Below are 17024 nucleotides of genomic sequence, written 5' to 3' on the forward strand. Positions count from 1 at the left end.
GAAAAGATGCTACTGTGGATATACAGCAGCATCAGTAAGTTTTTAGTCTGGTTTAATGTGCTTTCTTAGCTTTTCGGATCTTTCTCTCTTCCGCAATAGCCACCAAAGCAAGCAAACAGAGGCATACAAATGCTGAAGTATCCAGGGCAACAAATGTCCCTTTCCACCCTGTTAAACCAAAGACAGGTACACCATCAGCAATCATTCCCAAACCGAGCTTGGCAAAGCTGTCACCGATTAAATAAGCAAATGTTCCTTTAACACCATCAGCCACACTGATCGCTTTTTTCGGTACAAAGCCAACAGCCGCCACACCAATCAATAACTGTGGACCAAATACCAAGAAACCGAGCACAAACAAGGAACCCAAGTACATGTATTCACTGGTTGCATGTTGGTAGAATTCAAGACAAACAATAATCAACCCTAACGAGACACAAGCAACCAAGGCACGGCGGCCATTCGCCAAGTCTGACAAATACCCCCACATTAATGTCCCTACCAGCGCCCCTATTTCGAACATGGTAAAACCCGTGATGGCGGTTTCTTTTGATTGTCCCAGTTCCTGATACGCATACACAGTTGACCATTGGTCGATACCAATACGCACGATGTAAAGGAAGATATTGGCAAAACAGAGTAGCCAAATGACTTTGTTTTTTAATACATATTCAACAAAGATCTCACGTTTAGTCATCTGGTTTTCTTCTGCCGCGATATCTTCTTCGCTGACAGGTTCATCAAATAACTCTTCTACCTTACCCAAGCCGTAACTTTCTGGAGAATCGCTACCATAACGCAATCCAATGAAACCAATGATCAGGGCAATAATTGAAGGGAAAATAAACATCCCTATCACATGACCATTAAAGAAATAATTGGCCCCAAAGAGTGCAACCCCAGCCGCAGCAGCTCCCCCCACATTATGTGACATATTCCACAAACCCAGATAGGTTCCACGCTTGTTACGGGGCGTCCATTTCGTAATGGTGGAATAGCTGGCCGGCCCACCTATACTTTGGAAAAAGCCACTCAACGCATAAAATGCCACCATCAGGAAAATACTGATGCCAGAATTTCCCATGCTCATGCTAAACCCTAACATGGCAATGCCAGACAGGATCAACATAAATGGCAAGAATTGTTTGGTATTTTTGCCATCAGCATAATAAGCAACGACAGTTTTACCAATACCATAAGTAATAGAAAAACCTAACCCTATCAACCCAAGCTGCGTCATCGACAGACCATAAGTCGAGATCATATCGTTCTGGGCTATGTTAAAGTTCTTACGTACCAAATACATAGCCATATAGCCAATAAAAACGACCAAATACGACTGCATAAAGGGCTTGAACCACATTTTACGCCGTACTTCCACTGGTAGATCCAGTGTTGGCTTACGAATTTGTTCTAGAATCTTAAGCATTTGAAATCCTTAGATAACTACGAGAAAAAGAGCCTTTTTTGAAGCAGGTGAGAATGAAAAAGGCAAATCGCATGAAAGCAGAAATTTTCGTAGTTATAGTTTTCGTAAATATAATTTTGCAGATATAGTTATTATCTGGCCAGTTTAGAAAACTAGAGGAAGATTGGCTTGAGCTATGGTCCTAATTGAACTAGGAATATTTCCTATTTTTACCTTATTCGAACATAAAACGTGAAAGAAATCACACTCCTTGTCCAGTAAGGCGTGAAATGAAAGTTATAGTTGATTATCAATGATTGACACCCTCCTCGCCCTGAAGGACGAGGATCTCTACGGTGTTTAGACGGAAATCTGACTCACTTCGGTGGGTTCCTGCTTCAACGAACGGCTTGGCCGCACCGCTCCTCCACCAGCTAGCACGGTATGCCCTGCCACTAAAATACTACGCGCTCCGTTTAGATCAGCGTTATATATGCTGTGATATGCCGTTAACACTATATTTTTATTGAGATAAATAAAAATCTATTGGCAGTTCAACCGTAACACTGCCATTAGTTAAAATGGCTTCAGGTGGCTTAGGCAAAGGCTGTGCCCTTTCCAACACCATCCTGGCTTCCTTGTCCAGTGAATTAGTTCCTGAACGTCGAGTAAGTTCACTATTAATCACAACACCCAATGGGTTAACCGTAAATTTCACCATCGGGCGCCCTATTCGTCTTCTTCTCTGGGCATCTTCTGGATATTTTTTATAACGGTTTAAGTGTCCGGCTACCTCTGCCTGCCAAACGACTTTGGCATCGGCAATGGCATCAGAATTGCTCTCATAGGATGCAGCGGTACGTTCAGTCACATTATCGGCCATCGCATGACTGGTTGCTGGCGCAGCACTACTGTGGGATTTTTCACTTTCTTGCTCTTTCGCTTTCACTCGCTTAACAGGCTGAATTTTCTTCGGTGCATCTTGTTCTTTCTTGTTTTTCTTCTGCTTATCCACCAACAGCAGGGCATTTTCATTTACATCCAATTTTGGCATGTTAATTTTGTCAACTTTGCTCTCCTGCGGCTTGCTGGCAACAGATAGCTGCTGCTCAATGCCAATTGGTTGTTTTTGTATTTTTTGCAACGCTTCTGTCTGCACTGACAGTTCCACCATCACCGCCGGAGGAGGAAGAAACTCCTCAAAATCCACATCCTTTGGTTTGTAGACCAGCCATCCTACGAACAAGGCATGAAGTGTAATCGCAGCGAGAAAAGATTTTGCCGCATGACCAGAGTGAGCATTTTGATACGTGGTGTACGTCAACATCGCTTATAGCACATTATGTCAATAATGAATGGAAGTGAATGATAATCAATTCAATATATAAATGAAAACTATTTTTATTTGTTGGTAAGTCCACTTCCTTGTGATACTTACTATTATTTAGTTATATTTTTACTTACGTTGGGTATAAACCAGACAAAATCAGCATATTCACGCTCAAAACGGAAGAGAACCGATCAAAAGAGTCGATTTTATACGGGTAAACATTTGCATAACTATTAATCATTCAAAGAAAAATTGCCCGCATATTATAGATAATGAGAATCATTTATAAAAAATTACCCTGTTAAGCACAAACCTAACAGGGTAGTTTACTCACTTATCCCAAACTCACGGTAGGCAGGGAATTGACAAATGTTATTTTTACAGCGGTGCTGTTTGTGCTTCAACCGCCGCCAACGCCACCATATTCACGATACGGCGTACAGAAGCAATCGGTGTTAGGATATGAACAGGTTTCGCAACCCCCATCAAGACTGGGCCAACTGTTACCCCCTCTGAACTGGTGACACGCAGCAAGTTATAACTGATACGCGCCGCTTCCATATTTGGCATAATTAACAGGTTTGCAGCTCCCTTCAACGGACTGTCTGGCATGATATCGCGGCGGATACTTTCCACTAACGCAGCGTCACCGTGCATTTCACCGTCAATTTCAAGTGATGGAGCTATCTGCTGAACCAATGCCAGTGCCTTACGCATTTTTTGCGCAGAATCACAGTCCGAAGAGCCAAAACTTGAACGTGATAACAGGGCTACTTTAGGTTCAATACCAAAACGGCGAACAGTTTCAGCCGCCATCAACGTAATTTCTGCCAACTCTTCTGGGCTTGGATCTTCATTGACATAAGTATCGGCAATGAATGTATTTCCTGTCGGTAACATCAAGGCGTTCATAGCGCCTGCCGTATGCACTCCCTGGCGGAAACCAAACACATCTTTCAAAATCTGGTAATGTTCACCATAACTGCCAACAGTACCGCAAATCAGGCCGTCCGCTTCACCACGGTGTACCATGATTGCGCCTATCAGCGTTGGATTACCAATCACTGCCCGACGTGCTTGCTCTTGCGAGACACCACGGCGTTTCATCATGTGATAATATTCTTGCCAATATTCTTTGAAACGTGGATCATTTTCATTATTCACCACTTCAAAATCTTTACCCGCTTCAATATGCAGTCCCTGCTTTTTAATCCGCATTTCAATAACGCTAGGACGGCCAATCAGGACAGGGAATGCCAGCCCAAGGGAGACAAGTTCTTGGGTCGCATGCAGCACACGAACATCTTCCCCCTCTGCCAATACAATCCGTTTTTTCTCTTTTTTGGCTTGGGAAAAGATTGGTTTCATAAATAAGTTGGTCTTATAGACAAACTCATTGAGTTTCTCAATATATGCCCCGAAATCGGTAATAGGTCGGGTTGCCACACCTGATTCCATCGCCGCCTTCGCTACCGCCGGTGCAATTTTTACAATCAAGCGCGGATCAAAGGGTTTTGGAATGATGTAATCGGGGCCAAAGAACAGGTCTTGATCGCCATAAGCGGAAGCAACTTCCTGACTTTGTTCAGCCAGTGCAAGATCAGCAATGGCGTGCACACAGGCAAGTTTCATCTCTTCATTGATGGTTGTGGCCCCAACATCCAATGCGCCCCGGAAAATAAATGGGAAGCAAAGAACGTTATTCACCTGATTAGGGAAATCAGAACGGCCAGTGCAAATAATGGCATCAGGGCGTACTGCTTTTGCCAATGGTGGCAAAATTTCTGGCTCTGGATTGGCTAGTGCCATAATGAGTGGAGCTTTTGCCATGGTTTTCACCATGTCTTGTGTCAATACGCCTGGCCCGGAACATCCCAGGAAAATATCAGCATCAGGGATCACATCTGCCAATGTACGGCTGCCATTATCCTCAATAGCATAATCCGCCTTGGTCTTTTCCATGTTCTCTTCGCGGCCACGATAAATAACCCCTTTTGAGTCACAGACGACAATATTTTCACGTTTCAAACCTAATGCTACCAGCAGGTTCATACAAGCAATTGAGGCGGCACCAGCCCCCGATACCACCATGCGCACTTTGCCAATATCTTTATTAACTACCCGCAATCCATTTAGCACGGCGGCGGTACAGATAATGGCTGTACCATGTTGATCATCGTGGAACACCGGAATTTTCATGCGCTCACGGAGTTTCTGCTCAATATAGAAACACTCCGGTGCTTTAATATCTTCGAGGTTGATACCGCCAAAAGTAGGTTCCAGCGCTGCGATGATATCAATCAATTTGTCAGGATTGGATTCATCCACTTCGATGTCAAAAACATCAATACCAGAGAATTTCTTAAATAGAACGCCCTTCCCTTCCATAACAGGTTTACCGGCTAATGCACCGATATTACCCAATCCTAATACAGCGCTGCCATTAGAGATAACCGCAACAAGATTGCCACGTGCTGTATATTTATACGCCGCCAAAGGATCTTCTGCTATTTCAAGACAAGGTGCAGCAACACCCGGTGAGTATGCCAATGCCAAATCACGTTGCGTTGTCAGTGGCTTGGTTGGTGTAACCGTGATTTTTCCAGGTTGTGGAAACTCATGAAAATCAAGAGCGCTTTGTTTTAATTTTTCATCCATCATCAGATCCCTTACGCGTCATGTCTTAGTAAAAACCGCTCCAGTATAATAGTTACGGAAAGTTAAATCATGATGTCAGCAGCATTTTGTTCATCCCTCTTAAAATCAAGGTGCAAAAAACAAACAAATGATTGGCCTTACGTTAATTAATATTATATGGATATTATCCATGGATACCCACATTGAGGTATTTTACCGCCAATTAATAAACTGATAAATTAATTAATGATATATTTTTAAATTAATATTTAAAATAAGTTTACAAAAACAAAACTTAATCTATAAAATATTCCTCCAAATTTATTTGGAAAATGATTAGCAATTAAGGAAACACATTTTATTATGAAAGTGAATTTCATTTCATCTAAGTGGTTAAACCTGTTTGCGACATTTCTATTTTTATATCAGGATATATTTCCAGAATCTCATTAACGATGATTCAATATATTCCATAAAAATTACACAGCAATTTAACATAAAACAGAAATCTGTCTTTTATGTTTTATTAAACATAAATCTGCATTTCTATGTGGGGAGAAAGAATATGCATAATCATTCAGTCATGATAGTTGATGATCACCCAATCATTCGTCACGGTTTAAAAGGGTTGATTGAATTAGAACGAGAACTCATTGTGACTGCCGAAACTGGCAATGGTGAAGACGCAATTAATATTGCTTGCCAAATAAAACCCGATATTATTCTGATGGATTTGAAAATCAATGGCCTTTCAGGGATTGATACGATTAAATCTCTTCGCCGTAAAGGGCTTACTTCTTATATCCTCGTACTCTCCGATTCAGATCACAGAAGTGATATTTACGACGCAGTTGATGCCGGTGCGAATGGTTATTTATTAAAAGATATCGAGCTTACCTCTTTATTGAACAACATAAAAAAAGCTATCGATGGTCATGCTGTGTTCAGTGAAAAAGCCCATCAATATTTATCCACTCGCCATCTTTATGTTGATCCGTTATCAAAATTAACCAAACGTGAATTAGATGTTTTAAAAGAAATTGCAGAAGGAATGACAAATAAAGAAATTGCTGATTTCCTTTTTATTTCAGAAGAAACGGTGAAAGTCCACACCCGTAACTTATTGAAAAAGCTTAAATCACGTTCCCGCCTCGAAGCCACTATCATCTATCTAAAACACAGAAAAACAGAGTTCATTTAACATTGGCTTGTTGCTTAACGCCCCAATACGAAACACAATTTCCCTCATTTTTACCGATGGGGAAATTGTGAGTTATCAAGAATTATAAATTAATTAGAATAAAATTAATTTTACATATAATAAATAAGGGTATTATCTATAAATTTATTACTTCCAATGAAGAAAACCCACATTTGTCGATAATTTAAACACCCGAAACAGCAATGCCAGGAAAAGCAGGCAGAAAGTATGCGCAAAAAACGCGTTATCTGGATAAAATAGCCAATTTCCCGCATTATGTCGGATATGTTGAACAAGACAAAATCAAGGCTCTCATCATGTCAAATACCCCTGTTCATTCAGATACCCTTTCTCACAAAATAGCCATTCTCTACGGTATCAAAAACTGCGATACCATAAAAAAAGCGCGTCGTTGGTTAGACGATCAAAAAATACCTTATCAATTCCATGATTATCGGGTGGATGGTCTATCCCTTGAATTACTTCAATCATTTATTGAGCAAGTTGGCTGGGAATCGCTCCTGAATACCCGTGGCACAACGTGGCGCAAATTGCCCGATGAGCAAAAAGCCACGATTAACAATGCAGATGCTGCCAAGGCGCTCATGCTGGAGCACCCTTCAATCATAAAACGCCCTCTATTGGTTTCAGGCTCAGAAAATTCAAAAAGCGCAGGAACAGAAAAGTATTTACTCGGTTTCAAGGCAGAACAATATCAACAATTTTTCTCGCATGACTAGATGAGGAGAGCATCATGACTTGTCCGGTAATTGACCTTGCTCAGCAGTTAATCAAGCGTTCTTCTGTCAGCCCAGATGATCAAGGTTGTCAGGAACTGCTTATCCAGCGCCTGCAAGACATCGGTTTCACAATAGAACGAATGCCTTTTGGCGATACCCAGAACTTTTGGGCTTATCGTGGCACCGGAGTGACTTTCGCTCTTGCTGGACACACCGATGTGGTGCCTGCTGGCGATATCTCACAATGGCAAACCCCGCCCTTCGAACCTTCTATCCGTGATGGAATGCTGTATGGCCGTGGCGCCGCAGATATGAAAGGCTCTCTGGCGGCAATGGTGGTTGCCGCTGAACGTTTTGTCGCAGAAAATCCTGCGCATAAAGGTCGTCTGGCTTTTCTGATCACCTCCGACGAAGAGGCCAAAGCCACCAATGGGACAGTTAAGGTAGTTGAAGCGTTAATGTCCCGCCATGAACGTTTGGATTATTGCCTGGTGGGTGAACCATCCAGTCAGAAATACCTTGGAGATATGATCAAAAATGGACGACGGGGCTCACTCACTGCCAGCTTAACTATCTTTGGCACCCAAGGGCATGTTGCTTATCCACAGTTAGCAGATAATCCTATCCATCGTTCCATGCCTTTTCTGCAAGAACTCGTCAATACTCAGTGGGACAACGGCAATGCATTTTTCCCTGCCACAAGTATGCAAATCGCCAATATTCAGGCAGGAACCGGCAGTAATAACATTATTCCCGGTAAACTGTGGGTGCAATTTAATTTCCGTTTCAGCACTGAACTGACAGATAGCGAGATCCGCCAACAGGTTGAAGATATGCTGAAAAAGCATCATCTAACATATGAGATTGACTGGTGGTTATCAGGCCAGCCTTTCCTGACCTGCAAAGGGGAGCTTGTTGATACTGTAGTGGGATCCATTGAGCACTATTGTGGTTATAAACCCGAGCTATCAACCAGTGGCGGTACATCAGATGGGCGTTTTATTGCCAGAATGGAAGCTCAGGTTGTGGAATTGGGGCCAATTAATGCCACCATCCATAAAACCAATGAATGTGTCAAAGTAACTGATTTACAAACATTGAGCCTGATTTATCAACGTATCATGGAGCAATTAATCCAATGATGACATCTGAAACTTTGACCGGCCTGTCCACGGAGCACCTGGTTACGCTGACCGGCAATCACCGTTTGCAGTTTAATGCCACTAAAGCGTTTCTTGCCATGCAAAAAGCCGCTGCCAAAGCAGGTTTTAAGCTGCAACCTGCCAGTTCGTTTCGCGATTTCACACGCCAACAAACTATCTGGAATGAAAAATTCCGCGGTCAGCGGCCAGTATTAGATGAAAATAGCCAGCCCCTTGATATCTTGAAAATGGATGAAGGGGAATGTTGTAAAGCCATTCTTCGTTGGTCAGCCTTGCCAGGAGCAAGCCGCCATCATTGGGGTACGGAGCTGGATATTTATGATCCCTTTCTGCTACCAGAAGGTAAAAAATTGCAGCTAGAACCGTGGGAGTATGAAAACGGCGGATATTTTGAGCCATTAACCCATTGGCTGACAGAAAATATGTCCCAATATGATTTCTACCGTCCTTTTACGCGCCACGATGCAGGTGTAGCTTATGAACCGTGGCATATCAGCTATTGGCCATTATCCCATGAAGCCGAAAATTTATTCGATGAACGAGTTCTATTGAGTGCCTGGGAAGGTCGTGATATTGCCGGCATAAACTGGTTAAAAACCAATCTATCCTATATATTTGAAAAATACATCAGGACAATAGATTAAGAAAACGATAAATCAGGAAAATAGCAGAACAGCTGGTTATGAAAATAATTAGCAGATATACCAACCACCTTTCAAGATGCGTCTTATATCTCCCCCGCATAGCGGGGAGTATAAACAATCACATTGATTTGCAAGCTGCAACTTAAAGTTGGATTGGTATAAAAATAATTCATTAGGCTCCTGAGCCTCATGGAAGAGGCTCTAAACACTCTGAGGAAAATACCATGCATTGGTTGATAGATTATTGGTGGATTGTTCTGTTAGTGCTCGTCGGCATTATTGTTAATGCAGTAAAAGCACTAAGCCGCGTCGATAAGAAATCTTTCTTAGATAACAAACCCGAATTGCCCCCGCACCGAGATCTTAATGCTCAATGGGATGATGAGGATGATTGGCCGCAGCAGGATCGTAAGAAATAACCCAGTCTCTCCAGTGCTTGGCAAGTATTTTATCAATGCTTGCCAATGCATCAGCAGTCTCTTCACGCCACTGTTTTAATAGGGCCTTACGGCCATTTAACGATAAGTCGCTAACACATTGTTCGATACTTAGCCGCTGTTGAAGATGCTTTCTCAGCGCAGGCAAGGTCAAGCTGCTCTTCAACAGTAATCTCTGTAATGCAAAATAGGACGCTGACAAAGGACGATGAGCAAATGCAAACCCAGCCAATTCCTGCCAATCACTGTCATTGAGCTGTTCGTCACTATCATGCTCAACCGGCAAGGTAAAGCCGAGTAACGATTCCAATCCTTTGGCATCTCTGGCTAATCGCAGTTGTGCGAGTTGGGTAAATCGTTTTCCCTGTTCACTCAAAGGCAAAACAGCCATTGCGGTATAACAACCACTGCTTGCTTCTCGATAAGTTCCCATTCTCACCAAGCGAAAACCACATTTTTGCCAAAGAGTCCACAAATCAGCGGTATAACCAAAACTGACAGAGAGAAAATCCAGCTTTTGTTTACTGGCTTCCTGACATTGTTGGATTATCAAATGTTGTGCGATACCACGACGGCGATATTGAGCCTGCACAGCAATACGGCTGATTCGCTGCGATCGCAAAGTTGCCGCCTGCGGAAAACCGCCATGTGCCGCCAGGGATTGAGCCACTAAATTACCTCTTGGTCGCCGACGTCCTGCCCAGATTTCATGTGCTAATGTCTGTGACAAACCACCTTCGTTCACCATCCACAAAGCACCAATCAATCGTTGATCATGTTTTGGAGAACCAGAAAGTGCTGCCAAAAATGTCATTCCGTTACCATCCATTAATCGCCGCAGATCAAGGGGAGAGGTACGGTAATGTGCGCTGGTTAATAAGCCATAAAATTGGCGCAGTAATGTAGCCTGTTGTAACCATTCAGGCTGATAGATCGCGTGAAAATGTAATTCTTCTGCGTTTAATCGTGTGTCATAAACGAACGATTTATCATCGAATAACAGCGCACTATCCAGCCACGCTTCCAATGGATCATGTTCAGCCCAGCGCATAGGGGTTTTCAATTCACGAATATGGCAGTCAGGCAATTCAGCACAAAGTTTCAATAAAAAACCACGTCCCGTTCCCTCATAGCCCTGAACGGTTGAAGTCAACAATACCCGTGGAAAATGGCGAATTAATTCGGCTAATTGTGGCGTTGGGATCGCGGCTGCTTCGTCAATCAATAACCAATCAGCATCACTTTTATTTTCCGAGTGACCTTTTTTCGCTCGGCAATATTTCAACAAATTGTCAACTGACCAAAAAGGCGTTTCTTGCTCTGACGATTTCTGCTCAACAGAATCTGTGATAGCGGAGTAACGTCGAATAACTTCTGTGGTTATTTTGGCAGGGGCACATAGCCAGAATTTCCCCTGCCAATATCGCACTAACATTCCTGCCAGAGCCGATTTTCCCCGTCCCCGTGGTGCGGTGATCACCCAAACGCCTCGTGTGGCCTGTAACAATTCGTCAAGAATAGATTGCTGGCTTACCGTAGGCTTGCCATCAGGCCTCTGCCACGCTCCGGTTGCAGGCAATGGTGATATCTGAGATAGCTGCAAAGGTATTTCCTGACGCCATAATAATACTTCAGGAAAGGCCAGGATTTGCTGCTGAATATGACGAATAAAATGAGGTGTCGAAATAACATCTGCCGATTCATTCCAGCGCAAACTATCTTCATCAGGCTGTTCGGGCCATTGTGACCAGGCTGGTACGCGCATCACCAACCAGCTTCCTGCTTTTAGTGTGCCAGCCAGTATCGCCAATGCTTCAGCATTAAGCCCTTGAGTCGCATCAAAAACACCATGCAAGAATTCACGGCCAAGCAAGTTGGCGGCTTTTGTTGGCTCAATGGCCCCAGACACATGAGCTGAAACCGTTAACCAGTCCCCTTGAAACTGTTTTGTTAGCTGATTGACAATCCATTCACTCCATTGCGGATCACCACTCAAAATAACTAAACGGCGCTGTCCCTGTTGTTGCATCTGTGCCTGCAACATTGCCCATACGCTATACATAGTACGAACTATCCATAAAGTGAACTGTATAACAGGTGAAATATCTGGTGGTTAAAATGGCTACCCGCATGATCACGACTTACCAATCATAAGTGATAAAATGCCAGCGGCAATCAGAGGGCCTACCGGAACTCCCTTAAATAAGGCCACGCCCAATACAGTGCCGACCAATAATCCAGCCACGGTAGAAGGCTGACCAGACATCAGAGCCACACCACGGCTTCCCAGCCATGACACCAGGACACCCACAACAATAGCCAGCAGTGATTTCCAATTTAAGAAAGAGCTAAAAATTTCCTGTGCGGAGATTTTCCCGCTTGCGATAGGTGCCATGACTCCTACAGTCAGAATCAGGATACCTATCGTCAAGCCGTACTTTTCCACCCAAGGGAAAAATTGATTCAATGGCGTAATACGCACTACCAATAGAAATAACATGGCAAGTGTCACTGTCATGTTATGGCTGATGATGCCAAGCCCGGCAAGCACGAGCAAAATAAGTAAAGTAGGATCGATATGACTCATGAGTTTTTATTTCCTGTAAACTCCGATAGAATTTTTAGGCCAAGCAATATAAATTCTGGCATGGAAAAGATGATAACTTAAAATTTTTGCACTTAATCAAAAATATTTATAAAGAGCCATCCCAAAATTGGGTAATAGCGCAACAACGGGTAGTTTGTTAACATCCTTGTCTTAAACAATCACATTAATAAATAATTAACCATATAAACCAAGATACAACTCCTGTTTCTTGAGAGTTAACCTTTTAAACACCAACGCCTTTTTACCAAGGGAAATGCAGAAAGGTTGTAAGAAGTGCCTTGCAGCTAATATGCGTGCGTATAAGCGATATGAATATGAAAAAATTAACCTCTTCCATGATAATCTGTCTCTCTTTAGCGGGTTGCACCACTCAATGGGTTCCTGCAAGTAGTAATCCTGTTCCTTTCAGTGAAGCAAAAGTTGAATGCAGATTATCAGCATTACAACAATTTCCTATCAAAAATGAAGTTGCCCAACGATCAACACTGAAAATGGTGCAGCAACCTTGTTTCAATAAAGAGCAATGTGGAAAAAACGGTTACTACAGTCAAAATGTTCCCATGATCGAAAGCTATGTGACGGATGTCAACGAGGGTTCTAGAAGCGAATTTTATTACGGCTGTATGCACCAAAAAGGCTGGAAGCAAATAACCAAATCCCTACTTTAAAGTTTATCCAACCTGCAAGACAAGTGACAGGATGCCCTTTTGATTATTGGAGCATCCTGCCTGTTTTATATTATATTCTTTAAGTAATCGTTTGCGTCACTAGTCCAAAATAACGCCAATACGGCGTGCAACTTCCTCATACGCTTCGATCAGGCCACCGAGGCTTTGGCGAAAACGATCTTTGTCCATTTTATCCATCGTCTGCTTGTCCCATAAACGGCTGCCATCCGGTGAAAACTCATCCCCCAAGATAACCTTGCCCTTGAACAAACCAAATTCCAACTTAAAATCCACCAGAATCAAGCCTGCATCATCAAACAGTTTGCTCAATACTTCATTGGCCTTGTAGCTCAGACGTTTCATCTCAGCTAAGTGCGCTTTGCTCACCCAACCGAATGTCTCACAGTAGGATTCATTAACCATAGGATCGTGTTTGGCATCATCTTTCAAAAACAGATCAAACAGTGGCGGATTAAGCACTATTCCCTCTTCCACCCCCAAACGCTTAACAAGGGAGCCTGCGGCACGGTTACGAATAACACACTCAACAGGCACCATATCCAATTTTTTCACCAAGGATTCATTATCTGACAACAGTTGTTCCATTTGTGTCGGAATGCCCGCTTCTTCCAGTTTACTCATAATGAAATGATTGAATTTATTATTTACCATTCCTTTGCGATCGAACTGTTCAATGCGTTCACCATCCAATGCTGATGTATCATTACGGAATTCCAGCACAAGTAAGTCAGGATTATCAGTGGCATACACTGTTTTTGCCTTTCCACGATACAACTCAGCTTTTTTCTGCATTTTACACTCCAGAAATATAACGTCTTTAAACGTAACTAATTAAACAAAAAACGTACCCAAAATATAAAGGGGCCTAGGCCCCTTTGTATAGATTACTTATCTTTGGATTGGCTAAACGCAGCTTCCAGCGCAGCCACCATTTGATCATTTTCAGATTGAGTCAGCGGCTTACCTTTGTCGCTGATAAATTGCAGGCTGCTTCGGTTGTCCAAATCACCCACCTGTAACTTATAATTTCCTCCGCGGATGGAAGGCGCTTCGACTCCCAGCGCTTTCCAGTCAGAGGAACTAAGTTCTTCATAAGTCACCTCTATCGCTCCGGTAGAACGAGTACGATCCGTGACTTTCATACCGATGCTTTCCAACACGTATGGCAATCTGTTCCAGACGATGTTGTATGGTGCACGCACGATAATTTGCGGTAATCCGGTATTATCACTGCCACTTTGTACCGATAGTGGGCCTGAATTTTTAGCATTACTCAAGCCCGCGGCTTCTTGTTGCTGGCTTAAGTCACTCGCCAATTTATTAAGCATTACGACGTTGTAACGCTGGATTTTTACCGGATCGGTAATTTCCTTTTCTCCCTGTTTCAAACCTTCGTTCGCAACAGATAGTGCTATTTGGTAATCTTGTTTGGCCACTGAAATACGGTAACGTCCCTGATAAGGAACATTTTCATCCGCCCGTTGCCATGTAATCCAATCTGTCGTTAAGGTTTGTGCAGCATCATCTTTCTGGCTGATCTTATACCCTTTTTCCGTCAACAACTTGTTTATCTGAGACCATAAGTTATGGTGTTCTGGCGTGTTTTCAAGCAACAACTTACTGCTGTTAGCGCTATTTTCAACGCGGGAACCTGTCAACAATGCAAGAGCTTGCAGTGGGGGACGGATATCCAAATCTTTACCCACAGCCCCCGCGGTAGTCGTTGTCGGAATATTATACTCACCATTTTGCAGTGGTAATACCATTCCCGCAGGGACGTTCAATAATTTCAGAGGTGGCATGTCAAGATAGGATTGATCCCCGTTTACCTCACGTTTATGGCGCTGATCGCTGGTACAGGCAGCTAAAAAAACCACCAACGACAAACCAGCAATCTTCATAACCTTCGATTTTTGCAATAATGTTGCCATTAAAATTCCCTAAAATTTTACAGTAATCCAGCTATTTTTAAGGCACTACCAACTGGAATTTGCCCTTCCTGCGTTAGCGGAACCATTGGCAAACGCAATGTATCATCGGCAACCAACCCCAATTGACGGCACGCCCACTTCACTGGCGTCGGGCTAGGTTCAACAAATAATTGATGATGCAACTCCATCAGTCGGCTGTTCAGTTCACGAGCTTGCAAAAACTCACCTTGCCCAGCCAATTCACAAATCCGTGCCATTTCCGCTGCCGCAACATTTGCCGTGACAGAAATAACCCCTTTACCACCAAGCTGCATGAAATCGACAAAACTTGCATCATCACCACTCAGAAGAATGAAATCTTCATCGCTAACCAATTCTTGGATCTGACTAACACGACTTAAGTTCCCTGTCGCTTCCTTAAGCGCAACAATATTTTTCAATTTCGCTAAGCGAGCGACTGTCGGTGGCAATAAATCACATCCGGTACGAGATGGTACATTATACAGAATTTGTGGTAAGTCAGTATTCTCAGCGATTGCCTGATAGTGCAAATATAAACCTTCCTGTGAGGGTCTATTATAATAAGGTGTGACTGACAGGCAACCCACAACCCCCGTATTTTCGAAACGGTTGGTCAGAGAGATAGCTTCTGCTGTCGCGTTTGCCCCTGTTCCTGCAATCACCGGAATACGCCCATCAGCCATTTCCAGTGTTGTCAGTACAACATCAACGTGTTCGTCATAGTTAAGTGTTGCACACTCGCCTGTTGTTCCAACAGATACAATCGCAGACGTGCCACTGGCGATATGATAGTCAACTAATTTTCTCAAACTGGTCTTATCAATCTGACCATCTGAGTCCATCGGAGTTATCAATGCAACTATACTGCCTGTAAAACCAGAATGATTGCTTACCATTGCCATTTCCCCTTAGTTAAACCTAAAACTGCAAATAAGAAGTTCATGGTACTTTCTTGTTATACGGAAGAAAACTCTTTAACCACACGATTTCAATGAATTTTGTTAATATCAAGTGTAGCCGATTAAACATAAATTATAATTTTGCTCTCTTAAACAAATGCGATTGACCTTCTCTTGATCATTTTTTATGTTAAAACACAACTATAGACAGCACACACTGACTAAAATTAAAGGAAAATCGCTTTGCCAACATCAGAACCGCATTTTTTAGTGATCACTGCCTTAGGTACCGATCGTCCCGGCATTGTCAATACCATTACCCGCCTCGTCAGTACATGCGGCTGTAATATTGAAGACAGCCGTTTAGCTATGTTTGGCGAAGAATTTACTTTCATCATGTTGCTATCTGGTAGCTGGAACGCCATTACCTTGATCGAATCTACCTTGCCGCAGAAGGGTGCAGAACTTGAATTACTCATAGTGATGAAACGTACCCGATGCGGTATCCAGAAAAAATTTCCTTCGATCATCACCGTTAAAGTGGATGTAGATGATTCACCGGGCATTGTTGAGCGTTTCACCAGTTTATTCACGACCCAAGATCTTAATATCGCAGAACTGGTATCAAAAACTCACCCAGCCGAAGGAAATCACCCAGCTCGCCTGCAAATCCAAATTACAGGTCACAACCCAGTTGATGACAATGGCACGATATTTAAAGAAAATTTTCATCACCTATGTACAGAATTAAATGCACAAGGCAGTATTATCGTACAAGATCATTTAAATCAAAACGATTAAACGGAGAATAAGTGATGAGTCCATTGAAAGCCGGAGACAAGGCCCCACAATTCAGCCTTCCTGACCAAGATGGCGAACCCATTAATTTATCTGACTTCAAAGGTCAACGTGTTTTAGTTTATTTTTATCCCAAAGCAATGACACCCGGCTGCACAACCCAAGCCTGCGGCTTACGTGATGCTATGGATGAGCTAAAAAACGCCAATGTTGAAGTCCTGGGTATCAGCACAGATGCACCTGAAAAGCTATCCCGCTTTGTAGAAAAAGAGATGCTGAATTTCACACTGCTTTCTGATATTGACCACCAAGTTGCCGAACAGTTTGGTGTTTGGGGAGAAAAGCAGTTTATGGGAAAAATCTATGACGGTATTCACCGCATCAGTTTTTTAATTAACCCACAAGGTGAGATTGAACACGTTTTTAATAAATTCAAAACCAGTGATCACCACCAAGTTATACTTGATTACCTAAACCAGCATTAATTGTCAGTATAGGCACAATAAGTTTTGAGTTGC

16 protein-coding genes and 1 pseudogene are annotated in these 17024 nt (G+C 42.8%); 8 read left to right on the forward strand and 9 right to left on the reverse strand.

Going from position 1 to position 17024, the window contains the following annotated elements; all coding sequences use genetic code 11:
- Positions 1-52: 52 nt before the first annotated feature.
- The 4 genes and pseudogenes from uhpT to maeB form a co-directional block, all read right to left on the reverse strand.
- Complete coding sequence (uhpT, locus tag WDV74_RS09895) at positions 53-1429, reverse strand: hexose-6-phosphate:phosphate antiporter (RefSeq protein WP_338882574.1); 1377 nt, start codon at positions 1427-1429, stop codon at positions 53-55.
- A gap of 339 nt (positions 1430-1768) precedes the next feature.
- A pseudogene (locus tag WDV74_RS09900) lies at positions 1769-1897 on the reverse strand (transposase); the annotation flags it as partial.
- Positions 1898-1931: 34 nt separating this feature from the next.
- Positions 1932-2735, reverse strand: coding sequence for a TonB family protein (locus WDV74_RS09905; RefSeq protein ID WP_338882576.1), 804 nt, complete (start codon positions 2733-2735; stop codon positions 1932-1934).
- Positions 2736-3116: 381 nt separating this feature from the next.
- Positions 3117-5396 carry an NADP-dependent oxaloacetate-decarboxylating malate dehydrogenase gene (gene maeB / locus WDV74_RS09910; RefSeq protein ID WP_338885576.1) on the reverse strand — a complete coding sequence of 760 codons (2280 nt, stop codon included), beginning with the start codon at positions 5394-5396 and terminating at the stop codon, positions 3117-3119.
- A 544-nt stretch (positions 5397-5940) separates the two neighbouring features.
- Here maeB and WDV74_RS09915 point away from each other — a divergent pair.
- The 5 genes from WDV74_RS09915 to WDV74_RS09935 all read left to right on the forward strand — a co-directional run bounded on the left by WDV74_RS09915 (position 5941) and on the right by WDV74_RS09935 (position 9542).
- Positions 5941-6576, forward strand: coding sequence for a response regulator (locus WDV74_RS09915; RefSeq protein WP_338882577.1), 636 nt, complete (start codon positions 5941-5943; stop codon positions 6574-6576).
- A gap of 317 nt (positions 6577-6893) precedes the next feature.
- Complete coding sequence (locus WDV74_RS09920) at positions 6894-7316, forward strand: ArsC family reductase (protein WP_338885577.1); 423 nt, start codon at positions 6894-6896, stop codon at positions 7314-7316.
- 14 nt (positions 7317-7330) lie between these two features.
- Entirely contained in the window at positions 7331-8458 is a 1128-nt protein-coding gene (dapE, locus tag WDV74_RS09925; protein ID WP_338882579.1) for a succinyl-diaminopimelate desuccinylase, read from the forward strand.
- Complete coding sequence (locus tag WDV74_RS09930; RefSeq protein WP_338882581.1) at positions 8455-9123, forward strand: M15 family metallopeptidase; 669 nt, start codon at positions 8455-8457, stop codon at positions 9121-9123. The genes dapE and WDV74_RS09930 overlap by 4 nt, the downstream gene beginning before the upstream one ends.
- 224 nt (positions 9124-9347) lie before the next feature.
- Positions 9348-9542: a YpfN family protein gene (locus tag WDV74_RS09935; RefSeq protein ID WP_338882583.1), complete on the forward strand. Its 195-nt coding sequence runs from the start codon at positions 9348-9350 to the stop codon at positions 9540-9542.
- Here WDV74_RS09935 and WDV74_RS09940 read toward each other — a convergent pair.
- Together WDV74_RS09940 and WDV74_RS09945 are read right to left on the reverse strand one after the other, a co-directional pair.
- Entirely contained in the window at positions 9487-11622 is a 2136-nt protein-coding gene (locus WDV74_RS09940) for a GNAT family N-acetyltransferase (protein ID WP_338882585.1), read from the reverse strand. The two genes, WDV74_RS09935 and WDV74_RS09940, sit on opposite strands and share 56 nt — an antisense overlap.
- Positions 11623-11694: 72 nt before the next feature.
- Entirely contained in the window at positions 11695-12147 is a 453-nt protein-coding gene (locus WDV74_RS09945) for a DUF441 domain-containing protein (RefSeq protein ID WP_273558002.1), read from the reverse strand.
- Positions 12148-12482: 335 nt separating this feature from the next.
- Here WDV74_RS09945 and WDV74_RS09950 point away from each other — a divergent pair, with 335 nt between their 5' ends.
- Positions 12483-12836 (forward strand): hypothetical protein, encoded by a 354-nt coding sequence (locus WDV74_RS09950; protein ID WP_273558003.1) that lies wholly within the window; start codon positions 12483-12485, stop codon positions 12834-12836.
- Positions 12837-12935: 99 nt separating this feature from the next.
- Here the strand turns inward: WDV74_RS09950 and purC are convergent, their stop codons facing one another.
- The 3 genes from purC to dapA form a co-directional block, all read right to left on the reverse strand.
- Positions 12936-13649 (reverse strand): phosphoribosylaminoimidazolesuccinocarboxamide synthase, encoded by a 714-nt coding sequence (purC, locus tag WDV74_RS09955; protein ID WP_338882587.1) that lies wholly within the window; start codon positions 13647-13649, stop codon positions 12936-12938.
- A 92-nt stretch (positions 13650-13741) separates the two neighbouring features.
- Positions 13742-14788: an outer membrane protein assembly factor BamC gene (gene bamC, locus WDV74_RS09960; RefSeq protein WP_338882589.1), complete on the reverse strand. Its 1047-nt coding sequence runs from the start codon at positions 14786-14788 to the stop codon at positions 13742-13744.
- 17 nt (positions 14789-14805) lie between these two features.
- Positions 14806-15705, reverse strand: a complete 900-nt coding sequence (dapA, locus tag WDV74_RS09965) for a 4-hydroxy-tetrahydrodipicolinate synthase (RefSeq protein ID WP_338882591.1) — start codon at positions 15703-15705, stop codon at positions 14806-14808.
- 246 nt (positions 15706-15951) lie between these two features.
- On the opposite strand from dapA, the gene WDV74_RS09970 reads away from it, so the two are divergent.
- Together WDV74_RS09970 and bcp are read left to right on the forward strand one after the other, a co-directional pair.
- Positions 15952-16509, forward strand: coding sequence for a glycine cleavage system transcriptional repressor (locus WDV74_RS09970; RefSeq protein ID WP_338882593.1), 558 nt, complete (start codon positions 15952-15954; stop codon positions 16507-16509).
- A 14-nt stretch (positions 16510-16523) separates the two neighbouring features.
- On the forward strand, positions 16524-16991 hold the full coding sequence (bcp, locus tag WDV74_RS09975) for a thioredoxin-dependent thiol peroxidase (RefSeq protein ID WP_338882595.1): 468 nt from the start codon (positions 16524-16526) through the stop codon (positions 16989-16991).
- The last annotated feature ends 33 nt before the right edge of the window (positions 16992-17024 follow it).

It is taken from the genome of Xenorhabdus sp. TH1 (assembly GCF_037260955.1).
Classification (GTDB): Bacteria; Pseudomonadota; Gammaproteobacteria; order Enterobacterales; family Enterobacteriaceae; genus Xenorhabdus; species Xenorhabdus griffiniae.

Excerpts from the sequence above, each read along its gene's own strand:
- uhpT (WP_338882574.1), bottom strand. The coding sequence starts at position 1,429 with ATGCTTAAGATTCTAGAACAAATTCGTAAGCCAACACTGGATCTACCA.
- WDV74_RS09905 (WP_338882576.1), bottom strand. The coding sequence starts at position 2,735 with ATGTTGACGTACACCACGTATCAAAATGCTCACTCTGGTCATGCGGCA.
- maeB (WP_338885576.1), bottom strand. The coding sequence starts at position 5,396 with ATGGATGAAAAATTAAAACAAAGCGCTCTTGATTTTCATGAGTTTCCA.
- WDV74_RS09915 (WP_338882577.1), top strand. The coding sequence starts at position 5,941 with ATGCATAATCATTCAGTCATGATAGTTGATGATCACCCAATCATTCGT.
- WDV74_RS09920 (WP_338885577.1), top strand. The coding sequence starts at position 6,894 with ATGTCAAATACCCCTGTTCATTCAGATACCCTTTCTCACAAAATAGCC.
- dapE (WP_338882579.1), top strand. The coding sequence starts at position 7,331 with ATGACTTGTCCGGTAATTGACCTTGCTCAGCAGTTAATCAAGCGTTCT.
- WDV74_RS09930 (WP_338882581.1), top strand. The coding sequence starts at position 8,455 with ATGATGACATCTGAAACTTTGACCGGCCTGTCCACGGAGCACCTGGTT.
- WDV74_RS09935 (WP_338882583.1), top strand. The coding sequence starts at position 9,348 with ATGCATTGGTTGATAGATTATTGGTGGATTGTTCTGTTAGTGCTCGTC.
- WDV74_RS09940 (WP_338882585.1), bottom strand. The coding sequence starts at position 11,622 with ATGTATAGCGTATGGGCAATGTTGCAGGCACAGATGCAACAACAGGGA.
- WDV74_RS09945 (WP_273558002.1), bottom strand. The coding sequence starts at position 12,147 with ATGAGTCATATCGATCCTACTTTACTTATTTTGCTCGTGCTTGCCGGG.
- WDV74_RS09950 (WP_273558003.1), top strand. The coding sequence starts at position 12,483 with ATGAAAAAATTAACCTCTTCCATGATAATCTGTCTCTCTTTAGCGGGT.
- purC (WP_338882587.1), bottom strand. The coding sequence starts at position 13,649 with ATGCAGAAAAAAGCTGAGTTGTATCGTGGAAAGGCAAAAACAGTGTAT.
- bamC (WP_338882589.1), bottom strand. The coding sequence starts at position 14,788 with ATGGCAACATTATTGCAAAAATCGAAGGTTATGAAGATTGCTGGTTTG.
- dapA (WP_338882591.1), bottom strand. The coding sequence starts at position 15,705 with ATGGTAAGCAATCATTCTGGTTTTACAGGCAGTATAGTTGCATTGATA.
- bcp (WP_338882595.1), top strand. The coding sequence starts at position 16,524 with ATGAGTCCATTGAAAGCCGGAGACAAGGCCCCACAATTCAGCCTTCCT.